The following is an 18,702-nucleotide window of genomic DNA, read 5'->3' on the forward strand; positions in this document are numbered from 1 at the left end:
TCCCGTCCGGCACCACTCATTTTTGTTGAGCATGCCGCCATGCTCGGTATTCGGCCTCGCCCTCGGGGCTCAACGGATAGTATTTCCGCAGGTCTCCCCCTTGCGCCAGGCGCGAGCGCGAAAACTCTTCCCACTCAATATGCGCGCCGGCGAGCTCGACCAATTTTGGAGCAAGGGCGACCGGCACGACGACCACGCCGTCATCGTCGGCGACGATGATATCGCCAGGGATGACCAGCACGTTCGAGCAGGCGATGGGAACGTTGACGGCGAACGGCACGATGTTGGTTTGGGCGTGGAAATTCGGCGTGACGTCCCTCACCCAGATGCCGATGTCCAAAGCCGCCGCCTGGGCGGAATCGCGGATGCAGCCGTCGACAACCACGCCGGCCCCGCCACGCCCGGCGAAATAGGTCAGCATCATCTCGCCGAAGATGCCGCTTCCCAGATCGCCGCGCGCATCGACCACCACCATGTCGCCCGGCTGCGTGGGATAGAGCACGTGACGGTGTAACTGCCGCTCCGGCTCCTCATATTCGGTCTCGTTGTAGAGATCCTCGCGCTTCGGCATGCACTGGAGCGTGAGAGCAGGCCCCGCCGCCGTGCGGCCCAGCCTCAATGGACGCGGGCCCCGTATCTGCGGGTCGCGAATGCCCATCTTGTGGTAGAGTTCGCTGGCCAGCGTCGCCGAGCCGATCGCCGCAAGCGCATCGACCAATTGTCTCGGCGGCCGCGAAATGTCCGATATCGCCGGTATCTGATCAGCTGCCATTCCGTATCCTCCGATTGCGCGGCGAGGTCCCTGACCCCACCGATCGTCACTCAGTTGCATATCCCGTCGTCGAAGCCGTCGAGCGTTCTGGGTGCATGTCCGCCATTCAGCCGCGGACGGCACCGGTGGTGAGACCCTTGACCAGCAGCCCCTGGGCAAACCAGACAAACACCAACGTCGGGATGACCATCAGGACGCCGGCTGCCGACATCGCGCCCCAGTCGATGCCGAATTGCGAGACGAAGTTGGTGAGCCCGACCGGCAGAGTCTGCGCGGCCTTGCTGGAGGTCAGGGTCAGGGCAAGCAGCAGGTCGTTCCAGGTGAAGAGGAAGGTGATGACCGCGCTGGCGCCAATACCAGGAGCAATCAGCGGCGTCACGATCTGGACCAGCGTGCGCACCGTGCCGGCGCCGTCTGACTGGGCAGCCTCCTCGATCTCTTTCGGCACGTCCTGGATGAAGCCCAGAAGCAGCCAGATGGCGACAGGCAGTTTGGCCGCCGTATGGCTCAGGATCAGCGCCCAGATGGTGTCGAGCATGCCCATGGCGGCAAACACGGCAAAGAGCGGAATGGCAAGCGCTATGACCGGGATCATGCGCATGATCAAAAGCAGCCCGAAAATCAGCATGGCGCCCGGCATCCTGAAACGCGACAAGGCATAGGCGCAAGGAATGGCCAGCAGATGGACGAGGATGACCGTCGCCGCCGAGACGATGACGGTGTTCCAGACATAGTCCATCGTGTCGTACTCCGCGAAAACGGAGACGTATTGTGTTAGCGTCGCGGTCTCGGGAATGATGTGCACCGGCACCGAGAAGATGTCGGCCGAACTGCGGATCGACGTTAGGAACAGCCATACCAGCGGAAAGACGGTGAACGCGACGGTCAGGGCCAGCGCCATATACTGGCCGGCGGTTCCCACCGTAAATCGACGGCGCCGGCGCTTTGGCCTGGGACGTGCGCTAACGATTGCGGCTTCGCTCATATCGCTCTCCGTTTCGCAATCAGCCACGGTATTCCGTAGAGGAGCCCGAGCACGAACAGCGACATCCCCAAAGCAATGTAGGAGACGGCCGCCGCATGTCCGAAATCCACCGCCTGAAACGCCAGCAGGTAGGAATAGACGGTGAGCAGGTTGGTGGCGCCGCCCGGCCCGCCCTGCGTCATCAGCCAGACGACGTCGAAGGTCCGGAACGTGTCGATGATGCGAAGCATCAGGGCGATCATGATGATCGGACGCATCAGCGGCAGCACGATATGCCAGAAGCGCTGCCATGGCGTGGCGCCGTCCACGGTGGCCGCCTCGAGCGGTTCCTGCGGCAAGGACTGCAGGCCGGCAAGGAACAGTAGCACCATCAACGGCGTGTTCTGCCAGACATCGGCGACGATCACCGAGACGAGCGCCCAGGTCGGATGGTTGAGCCATGGAATGTCGGGCAGGTTGAACATGCGCAACAGCGCGTCGACCAGGCCGTACTGGGTGTTGAACAGCCACCGGAAATTCAGGCCCACCACTGCGGGCGCGATCATCGGAGGCACCAGGAGCAAGGTGCGCGCGAGCCGCATGCCGCGCAATTTGCCATTGACGAGCACGGCGATCGCCATTCCAGCCACCACTTCAATCGTGATCGAAATGATGCTGAATATGGTCTGATTTCGCAGTGCCTGGTTGAACTGGCGGCCGAAGAGTTCGTCGGTGTAATTTGCCATCCCGATGAAGGGCGCCGAACCGCTCAGATCCCAGCGGAAGAAACTCATGGTGAAAGAGTATCCGAGCGGATAGAGCAGGATGGCCAGCATGACGAGGAGCGCCGGGCTGGCCAGAAGGTATCCTCTCTGCCAGGTGTAGGGCAGCGGCGAACGTCGCCGACGCCTCGACACCGTATGCTGCGCGACGGACGGCATCGTCAATCGTAAGCTCCGGCCCGACGCATGATCTCCTCAGCCTCCGTCGCCGCCTGGTTGAGCGAGTCCGCGGGAGAGACCTGGTCGGTCAAGGCCTGTTCGATGGCCGAAAACATCAGCGTGCAGACTTTCGAGAAGCCGGCTAGCTTCGGCCATTCCTTGCCGTTGGCTATCGTCGTCTCGAGCTGCTGCAGCCACACGGCCTGAGGCCCCTTTGCCGCTGATATCACTTCCTTGGCGATCGCCTGGCTGCTGGGAAAGTTGGTGAATTGGTCGAACTGCAACCGCTGCGCCTCCGGACCGACCGTATACTTGATGAATTCGACGGCGGCGTCCTTGCGTCCGGATTGTCCGTTGAGCGCCATGGCATGCGAAATGGCGCATGAAATCGCGGCCTTGTCCTTGACGTAGGGCGCAGTCGACCACTTGCCGACGACACGTGAGGTCTCCGGATTCGATAGGGTCGCGAAGGCGCCCGGCCAATCGAAATTCGCATAGACCGTGCCGGACGAGAATTCGGTCGAATTCTCGTTCCACTGATAGCCGACCGCATCGGGTGGCACGATTTTGTGCTTCTGGATGAGATCGCGATAGAAGGTCAGGGCCTTGATGCCGGCTTCGGAATTGAAGGCCGGCTTGTTGGCCTGGTCCACCCAATCGCCGCCGGCTTGCCAGAGCAGATCGCTGAAAGTGCGTTGTGCTGGATCGCCCTGCCCCGGCACGACCAGCCCATAATGGCCATTGCCGGTCAGTTTCAGCCCGACGTCGACGAGCTCCTCCCAGGTCTCAGCCGGCTTCAGGCCTTTTTCCTGATAGATATCGCTGCGGTAGTACTGGACGCGCGAATCCATGTTGCGCGGAATGGCCGCCAGATTTCCGGTCTTGGGATCGCGCAGATACTTGACAGCGACCGGGTAGAATTCCGCGAGTTCGCTGTCGCTGAAATAGCTGTTCAGCGGCGCAAAATGGTTGAAGTAGGAATCGATTTGCGCCGTATGGGTGCTATAGACATCGTATTGGCTCGATCGCGCTGCGCTCAACGTGACCACCTTCGCGGTCAGCGGGGTGAATTCCAGCAAGTCGTAGCGAACCTTGATACCGGTCTTGGCGGTGAAATCCTGAACGATCTTTTCCCAGTATTTGGGATAGAGCGGGCCGCCGGTGATCAGCAGTGCGGTGATCTCGTTCCCGTCTGCCCTGGCGATCCATGGCGCGGCTAGCGAGCCGGCCGTCACTGCCGCACTCGCGGCCAGGAATTTGCGTCTCGATAGGTTTGCGGACATCATAATCTCCTCCTTGGTTTGATTGGTCGGCCCATCCAAGGGTCGGCCGATAACTTCAACCTTTCCGGCAAATCCGCGGCGGCTTGCTCCTCCCGCAGCGAGACTGCCTGGACTACGTCCCGAACGACGCTTGCGAGCCCGCCGGGCACCGTTCGATCCTCCCTTCCCGCAGGCCGAGTTATAGGCTACTGAGCACCATGAGATAAGTTGACTGCATATCTAGCTATCAGCCTATAAGCTTATCAGACAAGTGGATGTTAATGATGGATGCCATGGAGGTCAAGCTTCAAACTTTGCCCAAGCAGGTGGCCGGCGTGCTCGCGCGCCGCATCGCCAGCAGCGGCGTCGCCGGCGGCCAGGGACCGTCGGAGCAGCAGATCCTTCAGGAGTTCGGGGTTTCGCGCGCGGTGGCACGGGAAGCGCTCAAGATCCTGGCGTCTCTCGACATGATCGAGATCGCGCAGGGACGACGCGTGGTGCTGCGTCCCGCAGACGAATGGGACTATCTCAGTCCATTGCTTATCGACTGGCTGCCGCCCGAGCAGACCCGCGAGATCTTGGCGGAAGCACACGCAACGCGGATAATCATCGAACCGGCCATCACCGCCATCGCGGCCAAGCATATGACCAAAGAGAACCTCGAGCGTCTTGGCACTCTGCTGGCAGCGATGTCGGCCAGCGAAGACAATGCGGACGCCTATCTGAAACTCGACCTGGATTTCCACATGGAGATTTGCCGGGCAGCCAAGAATAGGATCCTCGACCGCTTCATGTACTCCTCCCGGTGGTGGCAGATGGCAAGCAGGCGCATCAGCAACCAGGTGCCTCATGCCCTGCCCTCGGCGACTGAGATGCACAGAGCGATCTACGAGGCGCTCGTGGCGCGTGATGCAAAACGGGCGGAAGAGGCGATGCGCCGGCACCTGAAGATCACCACGGCCGTTGGCCTGCCCCCATAAGAAATCGCCAGCCGATGCTCCCGAGCGGCGCAGCCAGCAATCGGGCTGGCCGCGCCGCTGCGCGCCGGGAGGACGCGGCCGATATCAGGCGCTTTTTGCTTGCTGTTCCTGGCGCTGGCGCGCGCGAAAACCGAACATGTCGCCCTTGTCTTTGATTTCCGCCCATACCGGTCCGGTAATCTTGTCGATGGCAGCGATGTCCGCGTCGGAAATCGCCCAGCCTGTGCTCTCAGCATTTTCCTCGAGTTCCTTGACCGTGCGCGCGCCGACCAGCGGCGAACTCACGCCCGGCCTGCTGGTAAGCCACTGGATCGCAAGCTGCGGAACCGTCTTGCCGTAGCGCGCCGCAATCGGCTTCAGGGCGTCGACGGCGTCAACCGCGCGCTCGTAGGTGCCCGGCTGGAACAGAACGGTGGTGCGGCGCTCATCGCCTTCGACGAATTTGGTGTCCGGCGACAACAGCCCTGTAAGCAAACCCTGGGCGAGACCGCTATAGGGCATCACGCCGATATTATGCTTGCGGCAATAGGGCAGCGTCTCAGCCTCAACCTCGCGCCACAGCATGTTGTAGGGTGGCTGGAGCACGTCGATGACGCCATGCTGACGGGCGCTGTCCATGTCGGCGGTGCTGAAATTCGAGACGCCGACTGCCTTGATACGCCCGGACGACCGCAGCCGCTCCATCATCTCCATGGTCGGGCCGATCGGAAAATCCGAGTTCGGCCAGTGGACAAAATAGACATCGACATAGTCCGTCTGCATCCGCTTCAGCGAACCGTCGAGCGCCGCCTCAATCGCGGCGGGTTCGAGGTGATTGGGCGCAACCTTGGTCGCGATAACAGCCTTGTCGCGACGGCCAGCCAGTGCCTTTCCGACGATCTCCTCGGCATGGCCATGTCCATAGGCTTCGGCCGTGTCGATCAGCGTTATGCCAAGCTCCGCGGCGCGTCGGATCACCCGGATCGATTCCTCGTCGTCGGCCGCGCCCCAAAAGGCGCCGGACATACCCCAAGTGCCTAGACCGATCTCCGATACCCTGACCGGCGACGATCCCAACTGTCGCTGTTGCATCCTGTTCCTCCTGATTGGCAGGCAGGGCCATCACCCTGCTGATGTCCAATTTATACGCTTATATACTCGTCTAACAAGTAGGTTCCGGCGGATTTATGGCGCTTGGCGCGGAGCCACGAATTTCCCAAATGATTCAATGATACCTGCCGTTGCAAGGTGTATTCGCGCAAAATCGTTCAAAGGGGGTTTACGTTCTATCTTCTCATCTTGTATGCTTATTGGACAAGTTGACCTAACTGACCATATGCATTTGTAGGCGCCGCGCGCCATCACGGGGAGGAGGTTTCGATGAAGATCACGGACATCAGGACAGCGGTCGTCGCCTATCACGGCAAGGCGACCCTGATCCGCATCGATACGGACGCCGGCATCTCCGGTTATGGCGAGGCAAATCCCGATGCAGGCGCCGCCGCAATCGTCGGGCTGATTTCGGAACTGAAGTCGGAACTGATCGGCCAGGATCCGCGCAATGTCGAATATTGCTGGGACAAGATTCGCCGTGACCATGTGTTTTCCGGTGCGCAAGCCGGCGTCTTTCTCATCGCGCTGACCGGGCTGGAGATGGCGCTCTGGGACGTGGCGGCGAAGGCCGCCGGGCAGCCGCTTTATCGCTTGTTCGGCGGCAAGTTCCGCGACCGGATAAGACTCTATGCAGATTGCGGCGATGGCGATGAGGAATCGGGATCGCCGCAGGGATGCGCGGCACGCGCGCGCCGCATGGTGGCGGAAGGCTTCACGGCGCTGAAATTCGACATCGACAATCTGCGCCACCCGGCGAAGTTCGACGCGGTGAACCATACCATCAACGGCGCCGAGTTGCGCTTCATGGTCGAGCGTGTTGCAGCGGTCCGCGATGCGATCGGCCCCGACGTCGATCTCTGCATCGACCTGCACGCGCGCTACGACGTGCTCAGCGCCAGCCGCATAGCGGCCGAGATGGAACGCTTCAACCTTCTCTGGCTGGAAGAGCCGATCCCGGCGGAAAATGTCGAGGCCCTGAAGCAGATCCGCATGCGGACCAAGACGCCGATCTGCGTCGGCGAAAATCTCTACCTGCGCTGGGGCTTCCGCGAACTGTTCCAGAACTATGGCGCCGACGTCATCATGCCTGACGTGCCGAAATGCGGCGGCCTTGCGGAAAGCCGCAAGATCGCGAATCTCGCCGAGATGTACTATGTGCCGTTCGCGCCGCATCTGGTGTCGACGCCGCTGGGCACGATGGCGACATGCCATGTCTGCGCCAGCGTTCCGAACTTCCTCGTTCTAGAGTGGCACGCGCTTGAAGAGCGGGAGGCGTGGGACAGTTACGTGCGCCTTCCGTACGGCGCGAAGTCGATCGTCGAGGACGGCCACATCGTGGTGCCTGACGTGCCCGGCATCGGCGTCGAGCTCGACATGGAAGGCGTCCGCAAGCACGCCGTGCCAGGCTTCGGCATCTTTGAATAGCTGACGACCGGGCCGGGCGGATTGAACTGCCCGATCAAACAAATCCGTTGTGAGGAAGCCATGGGCAAGCGGATCATCTTCACCGGCGGCAGTGGCAAGATCGGCCGTCACGTCATACCCTACCTGCTCGAGCGCGGGCATCAGGTTCTGAATCTCGACCTGACGCCGCTCGATGTGCAGGGCGTCGACACCGTCATCACCAATCTTGCGGACGCTGGCGAGACCTACAATGCACTGACGCTGCATTTCGGGTTCAACGAATACTTCGGCGGAAGGAGCCGCGGCCCGGTCGACGCAGTGGTCCATTTCGCGGCGATCCCGCGGATATTCCTGCGACCGGATAACGCCATGTTCGCCGCCAATGTGCAGTCGACCTACAATGTGATCGAAGCCGCCACCAAGCTTGGCATCCGCAAGATCGTCACTGCTTCCAGCGAAACGGTGTACGGTGTGTGCTTTGCCGAAGGCGACCGCGATTTCACATCGTTTCCGGTGGACGAGGACTATGACGTCGATCCGACCGACAGCTATGGTCTCTCCAAAGTGCTGGGGGAGAAGATTGCGCGCTCTTTCGCCTCCCGTACTGGAGCCGACGTCTATGCCCTGCGGATCGGCGGAGTCGTCGAACCGCGGGACTATGGCCGCTTCCCGGAATTCCTGGCCGACGCCTCGAAACGGCGGCGCGACGGCTGGACCTACATGGACGTGCGCGATCTCGGCCAGATCGTCGATCTGTGCATCGAGAAGGACGGCTTGGGGTTCCAGATATTCAACGCAGTCAACGACAACATCGTGGCCGAGATGCCGACGGCGGAATTTCTCAGCAAGCACGCACCCAACATACCAGTCACACGCGCCCTGGATGTATTCGAGGGACCGATCTCAAATCGGAAGCTGCGCGACATCCTTGGGTTCCGGCAAGAGTATGACTGGCGCACACAGCCTGCGGATACTTGACTGGTGGCGGAGAAGGCAGCGGTAGATGGGGATGTTCCTGAGGCCAAGGTTGGCGCAGAGACCAGATTTTCCTGAACTCAAGCAGCGCGCTGGGTAAACGTAACACTCGGTTCACGAATATTGCCGGCGCTGCGGTGCCACATGGCTTCAGGGCCTTTGGCCGGGCGAGTCCAACGTCTGCTTCCTAGCTCACGCAGTTTGGAGCTAAACGGCGGGTTGGAGGCGCAAAGCTGCCATCCGCAGACGATGCGATCGGCGAGTGTCTAGACCATCGCCTCGAATCGCCTTGGCGAACCGCTTCGTAGCCTAATGGCGGATAACGACAATGGTCGGCCCGGAGGATCGACGTCTTCTACTGGAAGTCAACACGTTAGCGGACGGTTCGGCAACCCGTTTCCTTCATATTCTCTGGTATGGTCTGGCGAACCTAAGGAACCGGGGGAGCACTAGTTTTTACTACGCGTAGTATCTCTGTCTTGTCCCGCAAAGGGGTCGATGCATGTTGACCCAGGGCATGAGCCCGACTGGTTAGGAGGCCAATAGCGGACGCGCGACTCCGAAGATATAAAAACCATAGGCCAACGTTATCCTGCGGTCCAACTCGAGGCGTAACACCCAAGTGACAACTACTCGTTTCCTTAGTATCTGGCGATCGCTCTCCGGTGTCGGCATGGCCCTCGGCATGCTGTTCTTCGCGGCCGCCCTGACGCCGACGCTCGTTCCCCGCACCGACCTGACGCAAGGCGTACTGGCGGGCGCGTGCTTCGCCATCGGCTACAGCCTTGGCGTCGCCTTGCGGTGGTTGTGGAAATATCTCGAGATTCCGGAACTGCCGCCACGGCCGCGTTTGCTGTCCAAGGCGATCATCCTGGTCCCGTGCCTCGGCCTTGCCGTTGTGGCGCTGTGGCGATCCGGTGCCTGGCAGAACTCCATCCGCGCGGTGATGGGCATGCCGGCTGTCGATGGCGCTCATCCCCTCAATGTCTGCGCCCTGGCCATTTGCACCTTCATCGTCGTGCTCGCGCTGGCGCGCCTTGTCGCTTGGCTGGTGCGCGCCATCGCCGGGGCACTGAGACGCTACATACCCCGGCGCCTGGCGAATGTCGCCGGCGCCGCTGTCGCCGTGCTGCTCATCTGGTTGCTGGTGAGCGACGTTGCGATCCGCGCGATCTTCGGCGCGCTCGATTCCTCGTTCGCCAAGTTCGACGCACTCATGGAACCGGAGCGCCAGCAGCCGAGCGAACCCTCCAGGACCGGAAGCCCCGCCTCGCTGGTCAGGTGGGACGAGCTCGGCCGCGCCGGCCGCGAGTTCATCGCGGACGGTCCCGCCGCCGCCGAGATAGGGACCTTCACCGGCCGGCCGGCGCAACAGCCGGTCCGGGTCTATGTCGGGCTGGGAGCGGCGAACAGTGCGCAAGCCCGCGCGAAACTCGCGCTGGAGGAGCTGAAGCGGGCGGGCGGCTTCAGCAAATCCACGCTTGTGGTCATCACGCCGACCGGGACCGGATGGATCGATCCGGCCTCGATGGATGCGCTCGAATATCTGTGCCGCGGCGATGTCGCCAGCGTCGCCGCGCAATATTCCTATCTGAGCAGTCCGCTGTCGCTGCTGGCGCAGCCGGAATACGGCGCCGAGACGGCCCGGGCGCTGTTCCTCGAAATCTACGGCTACTGGACCACCCTGCCGAAGCAGTGGCGGCCGAGGCTTTACCTGCACGGGCTCAGCCTTGGCGCCATGAACTCCGAAAGATCGGCCGGGCTGTTCGAGATATTCAGCGATCCGATCAGCGGCGCACTCTGGAGCGGCCCGCCCTTCGAAAGCCGCATCTGGCGCTCGGTGAGCGATACGCGCAACAACGGCTCGCCGCAGTGGCTGCCGATCTTCCGCAATAGCAGCCTGGTCCGGTTCATGAACCAAAGCGGCCCGGCGGTGGCGCCCGACACGCCCTGGGGCCCGCTGAGGATCGTCTACCTGCAATATGCCAGCGACCCGATCGTATTCTTCGATTATCGCGACGCCTACCGGCAGCCGGATTGGATGAAGGCGCCGCGCGGGCCGGACGTCTCGCCGCAACTGAGCTGGTACCCGGTGGTGACCATGCTGCAGCTCGGTCTCGATATGGCCGTGGCGACAACCACGCCGATCGGCTACGGCCATGTCTACGCGCCGCAGGACTATGTGGAAGCCTGGAGTGCGGTGTTGGGCGTGAAGGACTGGTCGCGACAGGACCTCGCCGCCCTCAAAACCCATCTTGCCAGCAAGGTTGCAGCACAGGCCGACAGAGGCGGCTAGCTGGGGCTTCAGGGCACGGCCGAAATCAGCAGGAACATGGCGAATATGCCGAGATGGACCACTCCCTGGAGTCTCGTCGTGCGGCCCGTGCCGAGCGTGGGCGTGCTGACGAACATGGTGAGCAGAAGAAACACCGCGAGCCCCGACATCCGTTCAGGCTCATGATGCAGTCGATTTGCCACTGACGTAAATGGCGGAAAACGGCAGCGGGCGTAGGGAGCCCGCTGCCGCCAGGAGCGAGGCACGACGACGGACTGACGTGCTCGGCTCCTTGTTCCCGCAGCGGCTTGGCGGCAGACATCGCCGCGGGAAATTGCTGGATGTTCGCGGCTATCGCGGCGGCAGCATTTGGGGCGGGCGCCCTGAAACCAACAGGCTCCAGGCCGCCTTCTGTCAGGCCTTGCCCACGGGCAGCGCGACGAACCGGCTCGAGTCGTCGCGGGTGATCTGCATCAGTACGGCCTTGCGGCCAGCCTTGGCTGCATCGGCCATGGCCTTGGAGACGTCATCAGTGGTGTTCACCTTGGTCGAACTGACGGCGGTGATGACATCGCCCGGCTGGATGCCACGATCGGCCGCATCACTATTGGGATCCACATCGGTGACGACCAGTCCTTTGCCATCGTCTGACTTGGCGATGGTCAGGCCAAGATCGGCCAATGCGTCGGCCTTGGCAGGCGCGACCTGCTTGCCGTCATCGCCGGAGGCCTGTTTGTCGCTGGACGGCAGTGTGCCGAGATCGACCTTGATCGTCTGGCTTTTGCCACTACGCAATACGGTAAGATCGACCGACTTGCCCGGCGCATAGGCGCCGATCGTGCGGGCGAGGTCTTTGGGCGAATCGACATCCTTGCCGTCGACCTGGGTGATGACGTCACCGGCGGCAATGCCTGCCTTGTTGCTGGGACCAGCGTCCTGGGCGTTCGAGACCAGTGTGCCCTTGTCGGATTTCAGACCAAGGGATTCAGCAATTTCAGCGGTGACCGGCTGGATCTGGACGCCGAGCCAACCTCGCTTGATGGAGCCTTCCTTCATCAGGTCTTCCACGACCTGCTTGGCGGTCGAGGCCGGGATGTCGAAACCAATGCCGACACTGCCGCCCGACGGCGAGAAGATGGCTGTGTTGATACCGATCACCTGGCCATTGAGATTGAAAGTCGGGCCCCCCGAATTGCCATGATTGACCGGAGCATCGATCTGGATGAAGTCGTCATAGGGGCCGGCGCCGATATCGCGGCCCCGAGCGGATACAATGCCGGAAGTGACGGTGCCGCCGAGGCCGAACGGGTTGCCGACTGCCACCACCCAATCACCGATGCGGATCTTGGAGTCGTCGGCGAAGTCGACATAGGTGAACTTGCCGCCGCCATCGACCTTCAGCACAGCCAGGTCCGTCCGCGGATCGGTGCCGACCAGCTTGGCGTCGAGTTCCTTACCGTCACTGGTGACGATGGTGAAGGACGAGCCTTCCGAGACGACGTGATTGTTGGTGACGAGATATCCGTCCTCCGAGATGAAGAAGCCTGAACCCTGTGCCACCGGGCGCGGCTTGCCGTCACCATGTTTGAAGCCGCCCTGCTGCCGGTTGTCGGGCAGGTTCTCGAAACCATCCTGATCGTCGGAACCGTCGTCGGCGACCGGCTGGACCGTGGACTTGACCTTGACGCTGACGACCGCCGGCGAAACCTGCTCGACGACATCGGCGAAGCTCGGCATCTGCGGCGCCTGGACATGCACCGCGTCGGCCAGCACGGGGGCAGTGCCGGAAACAACAGCTCCGACGCCTACAGCGCCTACAGCGCTCAGCGACACTACAGCCGCCGCCAGGCGCCGACGAGTTCCGGAATGCGAATTGGGGACAATATTCATGGGGTTCCATCCTTTTGAGTGAGATGCACTGAGCATCCTTGGCCAGGATGGTTAGAAGAACCTACATTACGGCATCATTGCCATATCATGAAAGTTTTGTCATTTTCATTCCATAGTATTTATAAAGACGATATGTATAGTTATTTTCACTAATATTGCAAATTTGTAACTTGCACGTTCGATTATTATTCAATTCTGTGACATCGAATTCGGTGGATTTGCGATGTCACGACAATCTAAATCGACACTAGAAAAAGTGAATGTGCCTTCCGATTTATTCGGAGTTTACGCGACATTGGGCCGGGGCTTGCCGGGCGGCGATTTCAGATCGAATTTCATCGCGAGTTCTCTATGTGTTGATTGCATGGCAGGCCATTTGAAGGTAGCGCGCATGGCATTGGGCGCGCCTTTGTCGCCGGGACGCCAAGAGGCCGCTCCGGGCAGTGATTTTCCGCAGGGTGAGAGCCTCCCCAGGAGGTGATTATCGTCCAAGCGAGGCGTCGAGAGGGTCTGTCGCTAGCTCGCTAAAGACCGGCGCACCGCTACCATACCACTGGCCCTCCGTCCCGCATCGCCACCGGCATTCGAGCAACACTGGTGGCGCCTGTCGCGACGGGCGTCATTGGCGGAAAGACATGCTGTTCGACTAGCCTCATTCATACCGCAAGCAAGAAATAAACGCTCGATCCACGTTTGGGATTCACCGCATATTCCAAGAAAACCAGGTACTGCCTTAAATTACTTGGCTTTGATGCCATCCGCAGCAGCAGGTCGCACGGCGGGATGAAGTCCACGGAGAAGCATATGAGGCGCATCATCGTCGCTGCGATCATCGCAAGCATGGCAGCCCCCACCTGGGCAATGCCCGTCGGAGCGCTAAGGCCGTCGGTTTCCGATACGGTCACGAACATCGACCTAAGGAGGCCTTCCCGCCATCGACCGGGACATGGAGTACGGCCACCGCACCACAGGCCGCCCCATTATCGGCCCTCGCGTCCGCCACGCCATCACCGGCATTCGAGGAACAATAGCGGCGCCGTCGCCGCGGGCCTCATTGGCGGAATGCTGCTCGGCGGGATGGCGATCTCGGCTGCCCGCCAGCACAATCACAGCGCTTGGAACAACCATGTGAACTGGTGCTCGCAGCGGTACCGCTCCTACCGGGTCTCGGACAATAGCTGGCAGCCCTACAATGGCCCACGCCGGCAGTGCATCTCGCCCTTCTGAGTGCGCTCTGGGCTCGCTGGTGCTAGGAAGCCTACTGGGATTTGTTGAAACGGCTGAATGCAAGCTTGGACGGGAGCAAAAGCGAGCCTGGCAAAGGCCGGCGGGGCCATTGGCGTGAGCCAGCGGAAGTATCCCGCCTGTTCAAAGAGCATCTCCGCGAAGGCGTTTGCCGATCAATTGATACATGTCCGGCGATCTGGTCGATGCGACGAATCTCGGTCCGAAAGTCGCAGGTCCGCAGGGAAGACATGGTTCTCTGTTTTCATCCACGTCGATGCGCCAGTTGGGAGGACTATTGTGCTAAAAAATCTATCGATCGCGGCAATCAGCGCCATCATGATTGTAAGCTTCAAGCATTCCGCGTTTGGCACGTCGATCGGCGTGGGCAATCCCTACCCAGTCAGTCACTACGAGTGCCAGGACGGCACGCGTCTGGCAGTGCGTCTCCTCGGGGATCGCGCTTCTGTATCCGTCAACGACGCGGCCGAGGTCGATCTGCCCTCCATGGGACCGGAAGGAACGACGTATTCGAACGGTCAGTGGACGCTGACCATCATACAGGGACGCCTGTCCTGGGGTGTTGGCCGAGCTGTGCCATCTCTATGCGCCGGCGGTTGAGCCTCCCACCTCAGGAAAACTGATGACGACTATCCAGTTCGGTCGCGCACTTCATCGCAGCTTTCGAGATCCAGATACGCGTCGGCTCCTCGTGCATTGCAGTGTTTCTGGACGCCTGGTGCCTCGGCGCGGCCGGCGGCAGGAACAATGGCACCCATGACAATCTCCATCCGTCAAACCAGCGGTTAATGCATGTCGCCCAGAAGTGCGCAGCGGTTCTGGGACAACGATATGCATCAAAACAAAGACTTAAAGCGAGTCGCCTGAATCTGTTTCGACGCGACACGCTTTAATCCCAAGAGATGCGCTTCGACAATAATACCGAAAACGCACGCGCTCTGACGGCAGTGCATAAAATGCAAAGAATCCAGAAACTAGGCATTGTGTCTCCAAATATCCGAGCCACCATGCAGAATTATTGACAACGTGTTCGCATGCGCGTGATGTCGGCTTAATTCACCAAAGAGGACGAAAGATATGCGGAGATATGCACTAGCTGCCCTGTTAAGTGCCGCACTCGGCTTTGGTATTCCTCTTGCCGCTGTGTCCCCAGCGGGAGCTGTGACCGTAAATATAAATATCGGATCAAACCTTAACAACGGCCGCGCGATTACTTGCGCTCAAGGCCAGCGATTGATTCAGAGCAGAGGCTTCAGGGACGTGCGTCGCGTGGACTGCCGGGGACGCAATTTTGTTTATCACGCGCGTCGCATTGGCGGCAGCACTTTCGAAATAGTGCTGAATGCCCGTACTGGCCGCGTGGTGGATTTCCACCGCATTCGTAGATGACTCAGAGAGGCAAGGGAATGACGCAGTTGTCCGAGACCCAGCAACCCAGACGATCTGCGTGGACGAACTCGGCGATCGGAATCGTCTTTATCCTGGCAGGGATCTTCGTGTTGGGCGATCTGGCGCTGGCCACGACCATCAGCGCACTTGTCCTGGGAATTGCGATCGTATGCGCCGGCTTTGTCGAGATCGCCCTCGCCATCTGGGCCGGCGGGTGGCGTGGTTTTCTCTGGCAGACGATGCTCGGCATCCTGTACGTCGTTTTTGGCTGCCTGCTCATCAGCTTGCCGGTGCTGGGATCTATCATCCTCACATGGGTGCTCGGTGTCGTGCTCGTGATATCTGGGCTCGGAAGAATGTCTTTGAGCCTGCGCTACCTGTCCACCGACCGATGGATGATGCTTGTTTCCGGCCTGTTCGGTCTCGCGGCTGGCTTCTTGATACTCATCGGATGGCCATCGACCGGGGTTTGGGTGATTGGGGCGTTCATGGGTATCGACCTAGTTCTTCACGGCCTGGGCTGGCTCGTTACAGGCTTTCGGCCAACGGATACGACCCGATGATCCAACCATTTTCACCGTGACCGTTACCCGCTTTGCGGCATTGGCTCCTGTCCTGCCGCGACGGTTCCCAAGCGCGGCAAGCTTTTTGCGTAGGGTTTCATTTTGTCCTGGACGTCGCGAACGGCCCGTCGATGCGCACGATGCCGCATGATCGGGATCAGCCACCCCTCGAGACCAGCAGCGCGCCTCTGATCACATAGGAGAAGTTCGGGCGGCTCCGGACGAGAATTCGTCGCGACAAAGCCGAGCGCAACGGACGAAGCGGCCGACAACCAATGTCGAGACCGCAGGCTTGCCAGTCGGACAGGCAAGCAAAATGAGACGTGCTGCACACTATTCGGATTTCCGGCTCAATCTTTCACCTTCTAGGATGTGTATTACGTGCCCTTGGAAAGTCTTAGCCTAGGAGGGTCCCATGTCCGATCTGATCGTCATCGTCTATCCAAACGAGGCCAAGGCTGAAGAGGTACGTCAACGGCTCATAGGACTTCAAAAGGAATACGTTATTAAACTTGGCGACGCGGTTATTGCCACCAAGACCGAGGCGGGTGCGATAAAGCTCAATCAACTTGTGAATACGACGGCGGCAGGCGCTGTATCCGGTAGCTTCTGGGGCTTGCTTATCGGTGTTCTCTTCCTGAATCCGTTGATCGGACTTGCGGTCGGCGCCACCTCCGGAGCCCTTGGCGGCGCTTTGACGGACGTGGGTATCAACGATGCGTTCATGCGCGATCTGTCAGCCAGCATCCAGCCTGGGGACGCTGCCCTGTTCGTGCTCGCGCACGAGATGACAGCGGACAAGGTGCTCAAGGAGATCCAGGCCTTTGGCGGCGTGGTGCTTAAGACGTCGCTGGATGAGACGAAGGAGCAGGTTCTGCGCGATGCGCTTCAACGCGCTTCGGCGATGGCCGGCCAAGGCGCGGCCGCGACCGCCTGACCGCGGTCACGGAACATCCCGGAATCGGAACTCTGCTGGTCGGCAAGGGCGATGGATGGCCGGATAGCAAGTGGGCGATGCAAGCATGTCCGGCCTTGAGACAGCGGCCCTGCTTTTGATTGAAGCCATCTGCGGCGCGGGCGGAGCTTTCGCTACGACCTGGTTTTGGCGCATGGCTGCGCTGGGTTGGAAATCTGTCGCGGCGGCTGGCGTCGTGGGGGGACTGGCCCTGACAGGGCTGGCCGGTCGGATTCCCGCCTTGGCAAACTTCGTCGGCAACGTCGAAAATGCTATCGATGCCACCGCTCGTGGTGGCGGCACCCTCACGCCCGGCGTGCTGATTGGCGTCGGCATTGCCGGCCTTCTTGGCGGCATCCTGTCGGTTTGTATCATCGGCCTCGTCCGGGGCGCGGGATCCGGACGTCGCTAGGGGCCCGGCCAATCGAATTTCCTGGCGGCAATCACGCGTTCCGCCGATCGGCGGACCCAAGCAACTGAGCGATCCAAAGGGTCGCCGGCGATTGCGAGCAAAAAGTAACCAGCGCGATGGTGATGGGCACACCTATGAACGCGCCGAACACACCCCAAAGAAACGACCAGAAGAAGACCGAAAACAGCACCACAAAAGGCGACATCGCCAACACGTAACCGGCAACCCGCGGTTCTATGTAGCTGCCGATGACGAACTGAATGATGTTGAGGCCGGCAAAAATCGAGACGGCGGCCTGTGGCGATCCGAACTGCGCGAGCGCGTAAAGCGTCGGCAAGAATGTCGCGACGAACGGCCCGATAAACGGAATATAGTTCAAGGTGAAGGCGATAACGCCCCACTCGGCGGCAAACCGCAGTCCGAAAGCCGCCGAAAGCGCGCACACCATCGAACCGGTCGCAAGGCTCATCAATGTCCGAACCAGCATGTAACGTCGCCATTTCGATGCTGTCTGACTGCTGCCATTGATCAGTGCGGCCGCCGCCTGGGCGCTCAGCGCTACACGAGCATTGCGAGCCGCCGCTTCAGCGTCGAGAAGACCCAGAAGCACGTAAACGACGACAACGATCCAGAACGAGATCACGGTATTCAGCCTTGCGGTCACGCCTTGAGCTATCCGCACGAACCAGCCGACATTGAAATGCTCGGCCCAGGCGCCGGCCATCACGACACCGTGCCCTTCCAACCACTCGGCGAGTTGACTGTAGAGTCCTTGAAAGCGGGCGCTGTCGGCGAGGACCGATCGGCCAATGCGGCCAAAACCCCAACTGGCGATCGATGCAAAGGCGAAGAATGCCAGGACGACGACACAGACGACTATCGCCAGTGCGATCAGCTTTGGAAGAAGCCGCTGCAGGTTGCGCTGCAATGGCCACACCAGCGCGATGAGGAAAAGAGCGCACACGACTGGCGCGAAAATTGAGGCAGCGGCCTGCAGCGCCCATATGACGGCGATAACCGCCAGAATATACGTAGGCGCAAAGAGCGTTCGCTTCGCCATGGTATAGTCTGTTCCCGGCCGGCTGGATGACGTTACAGACAACTCCGAAATTGGTCCGGAAGCTTGCTCAGCGCCCAGACCAATGTTCATCGATATCGCTTAACCAGCTCGATTCGTGCTGAATAAAGCTGATCTTACGCATCGCGCCTAGCACCGTTTTGTGATGGGTCGACCCTGACGATCGCGAACCGTGTGACCCCAGCGATCACGAACCCAGCATTCGCGATGATGCGCGCGCGGTGCCGTGGCAGCGCCGACCACAGCCCCTGTGCCGCCACCGACCGCCGCGCCTACAAGGGCACCTCGACTGCCGTTTGCAAGGCCGCCGATGACCGCACCCGTTCCGGCTCCTGCCAGCGCCGTGCCTGCTGTTCGCTGTTCCGTGGCAGTACAACCCGCAGCCATCAGAGCCAAAGCAGAAACAAATATAATACTTCTCATGATTTCATCTCCTGGGTACATTTACATCCGCTCGCCAACAACGAGCATTCCGTCCAAACAATGTGCCGATTGTTCCTAAAGG

Annotated in this window: 19 protein-coding genes; 9 read left to right on the plus strand and 10 right to left on the minus strand. The window is 60.6% G+C overall.

What is annotated here, in order from left to right:
• Positions 1 to 16 precede the first annotated feature (16 nt).
• From LB541_RS14955 to LB541_RS14970, 4 genes are all read right to left on the minus strand, one after another.
• Positions 17 to 772, minus strand: coding sequence for a ribonuclease activity regulator RraA (locus tag LB541_RS14955; protein WP_140521326.1), 756 nt, complete (start codon positions 770 to 772; stop codon positions 17 to 19).
• Positions 773 to 878: 106 nt separating this feature from the next.
• Positions 879 to 1,757 carry a carbohydrate ABC transporter permease gene (locus LB541_RS14960; protein WP_140672422.1) on the minus strand — a complete coding sequence of 293 codons (879 nt, stop codon included), beginning with the start codon at positions 1,755 to 1,757 and terminating at the stop codon, positions 879 to 881.
• Complete coding sequence (locus tag LB541_RS14965) at positions 1,754 to 2,677, minus strand: carbohydrate ABC transporter permease (RefSeq protein ID WP_224618856.1); 924 nt, start codon at positions 2,675 to 2,677, stop codon at positions 1,754 to 1,756. Before LB541_RS14965 ends, LB541_RS14960 begins: the two co-directional genes overlap by 4 nt.
• A gap of 2 nt (positions 2,678 to 2,679) precedes the next feature.
• Positions 2,680 to 3,963: an ABC transporter substrate-binding protein gene (locus tag LB541_RS14970; RefSeq protein ID WP_140672423.1), complete on the minus strand. Its 1,284-nt coding sequence runs from the start codon at positions 3,961 to 3,963 to the stop codon at positions 2,680 to 2,682.
• A gap of 257 nt (positions 3,964 to 4,220) precedes the next feature.
• On the opposite strand from LB541_RS14970, the gene LB541_RS14975 reads away from it, so the two are divergent.
• Positions 4,221 to 4,919, plus strand: a complete 699-nt coding sequence (locus tag LB541_RS14975) for a FadR/GntR family transcriptional regulator (RefSeq protein WP_140521325.1) — start codon at positions 4,221 to 4,223, stop codon at positions 4,917 to 4,919.
• Between the two features lie 84 nt (positions 4,920 to 5,003).
• Here LB541_RS14975 and LB541_RS14980 read toward each other — a convergent pair whose 3' ends face one another.
• Positions 5,004 to 5,990: an aldo/keto reductase gene (locus tag LB541_RS14980; RefSeq protein ID WP_140521324.1), complete on the minus strand. Its 987-nt coding sequence runs from the start codon at positions 5,988 to 5,990 to the stop codon at positions 5,004 to 5,006.
• A 288-nt stretch (positions 5,991 to 6,278) separates the two neighbouring features.
• Between LB541_RS14980 and LB541_RS14985 the strand changes: the two genes are divergently transcribed.
• The 3 genes from LB541_RS14985 (at position 6,279) to LB541_RS14995 (ending at position 10,686) form a co-directional block, all read left to right on the plus strand.
• The gene (locus tag LB541_RS14985) at positions 6,279 to 7,436 is read left to right on the plus strand and encodes a mandelate racemase/muconate lactonizing enzyme family protein (protein WP_140565632.1); all 1,158 of its coding nucleotides are present in this window, start codon (positions 6,279 to 6,281) and stop codon (positions 7,434 to 7,436) included.
• Between the two features lie 60 nt (positions 7,437 to 7,496).
• Complete coding sequence (locus LB541_RS14990) at positions 7,497 to 8,393, plus strand: NAD-dependent epimerase/dehydratase family protein (RefSeq protein WP_224618811.1); 897 nt, start codon at positions 7,497 to 7,499, stop codon at positions 8,391 to 8,393.
• A 670-nt stretch (positions 8,394 to 9,063) separates the two neighbouring features.
• Entirely contained in the window at positions 9,064 to 10,686 is a 1,623-nt protein-coding gene (locus LB541_RS14995) for an alpha/beta hydrolase (RefSeq protein WP_140517423.1), read from the plus strand.
• 8 nt (positions 10,687 to 10,694) lie between these two features.
• Here the strand turns inward: LB541_RS14995 and LB541_RS15000 are convergent, their stop codons facing one another.
• From LB541_RS15000 to LB541_RS15010, 3 genes are all read right to left on the minus strand, one after another.
• Positions 10,695 to 10,835 (minus strand): hypothetical protein, encoded by a 141-nt coding sequence (locus tag LB541_RS15000; protein WP_404924750.1) that lies wholly within the window; start codon positions 10,833 to 10,835, stop codon positions 10,695 to 10,697.
• Between the two features lie 244 nt (positions 10,836 to 11,079).
• On the minus strand, positions 11,080 to 12,555 hold the full coding sequence (locus LB541_RS15005) for a Do family serine endopeptidase (protein ID WP_224618812.1): 1,476 nt from the start codon (positions 12,553 to 12,555) through the stop codon (positions 11,080 to 11,082).
• 656 nt (positions 12,556 to 13,211) lie between these two features.
• Entirely contained in the window at positions 13,212 to 13,466 is a 255-nt protein-coding gene (locus LB541_RS15010; RefSeq protein ID WP_224618816.1) for a hypothetical protein, read from the minus strand.
• A gap of 166 nt (positions 13,467 to 13,632) precedes the next feature.
• Between LB541_RS15010 and LB541_RS15015 the strand changes: the two genes are divergently transcribed.
• The 5 genes from LB541_RS15015 to LB541_RS15035 all read left to right on the plus strand — a co-directional run bounded on the left by LB541_RS15015 (position 13,633) and on the right by LB541_RS15035 (position 17,119).
• A complete protein-coding gene (locus LB541_RS15015) occupies positions 13,633 to 13,782 on the plus strand; it encodes a BA14K family protein (protein ID WP_224618859.1) in 150 nt (49 codons plus the stop codon).
• Positions 13,783 to 13,839: 57 nt separating this feature from the next.
• Positions 13,840 to 14,400, plus strand: a complete 561-nt coding sequence (locus LB541_RS15020) for a hypothetical protein (RefSeq protein WP_224618818.1) — start codon at positions 13,840 to 13,842, stop codon at positions 14,398 to 14,400.
• A gap of 806 nt (positions 14,401 to 15,206) precedes the next feature.
• Entirely contained in the window at positions 15,207 to 15,752 is a 546-nt protein-coding gene (locus LB541_RS15025; protein ID WP_181167676.1) for an HdeD family acid-resistance protein, read from the plus strand.
• A 415-nt stretch (positions 15,753 to 16,167) separates the two neighbouring features.
• On the plus strand, positions 16,168 to 16,689 hold the full coding sequence (locus LB541_RS15030) for a DUF1269 domain-containing protein (protein ID WP_140499392.1): 522 nt from the start codon (positions 16,168 to 16,170) through the stop codon (positions 16,687 to 16,689).
• 85 nt (positions 16,690 to 16,774) lie between these two features.
• A complete protein-coding gene (locus LB541_RS15035) occupies positions 16,775 to 17,119 on the plus strand; it encodes a hypothetical protein (protein WP_224618819.1) in 345 nt (114 codons plus the stop codon).
• Between the two features lie 31 nt (positions 17,120 to 17,150).
• Here LB541_RS15035 and LB541_RS15040 read toward each other — a convergent pair whose 3' ends face one another.
• Together LB541_RS15040 and LB541_RS28690 are read right to left on the minus strand one after the other, a co-directional pair.
• A complete protein-coding gene (locus LB541_RS15040; RefSeq protein ID WP_140499465.1) occupies positions 17,151 to 18,179 on the minus strand; it encodes an AI-2E family transporter in 1,029 nt (342 codons plus the stop codon).
• Between the two features lie 147 nt (positions 18,180 to 18,326).
• A complete protein-coding gene (locus tag LB541_RS28690) occupies positions 18,327 to 18,641 on the minus strand; it encodes a YMGG-like glycine zipper-containing protein (protein ID WP_348640490.1) in 315 nt (104 codons plus the stop codon).
• Positions 18,642 to 18,702: the final 61 nt, after the last annotated feature.

This window comes from Mesorhizobium sp. BR1-1-15, from assembly GCF_020165475.1.
In the GTDB taxonomy this organism is placed as follows: domain Bacteria; phylum Pseudomonadota; class Alphaproteobacteria; order Rhizobiales; family Rhizobiaceae; genus Mesorhizobium.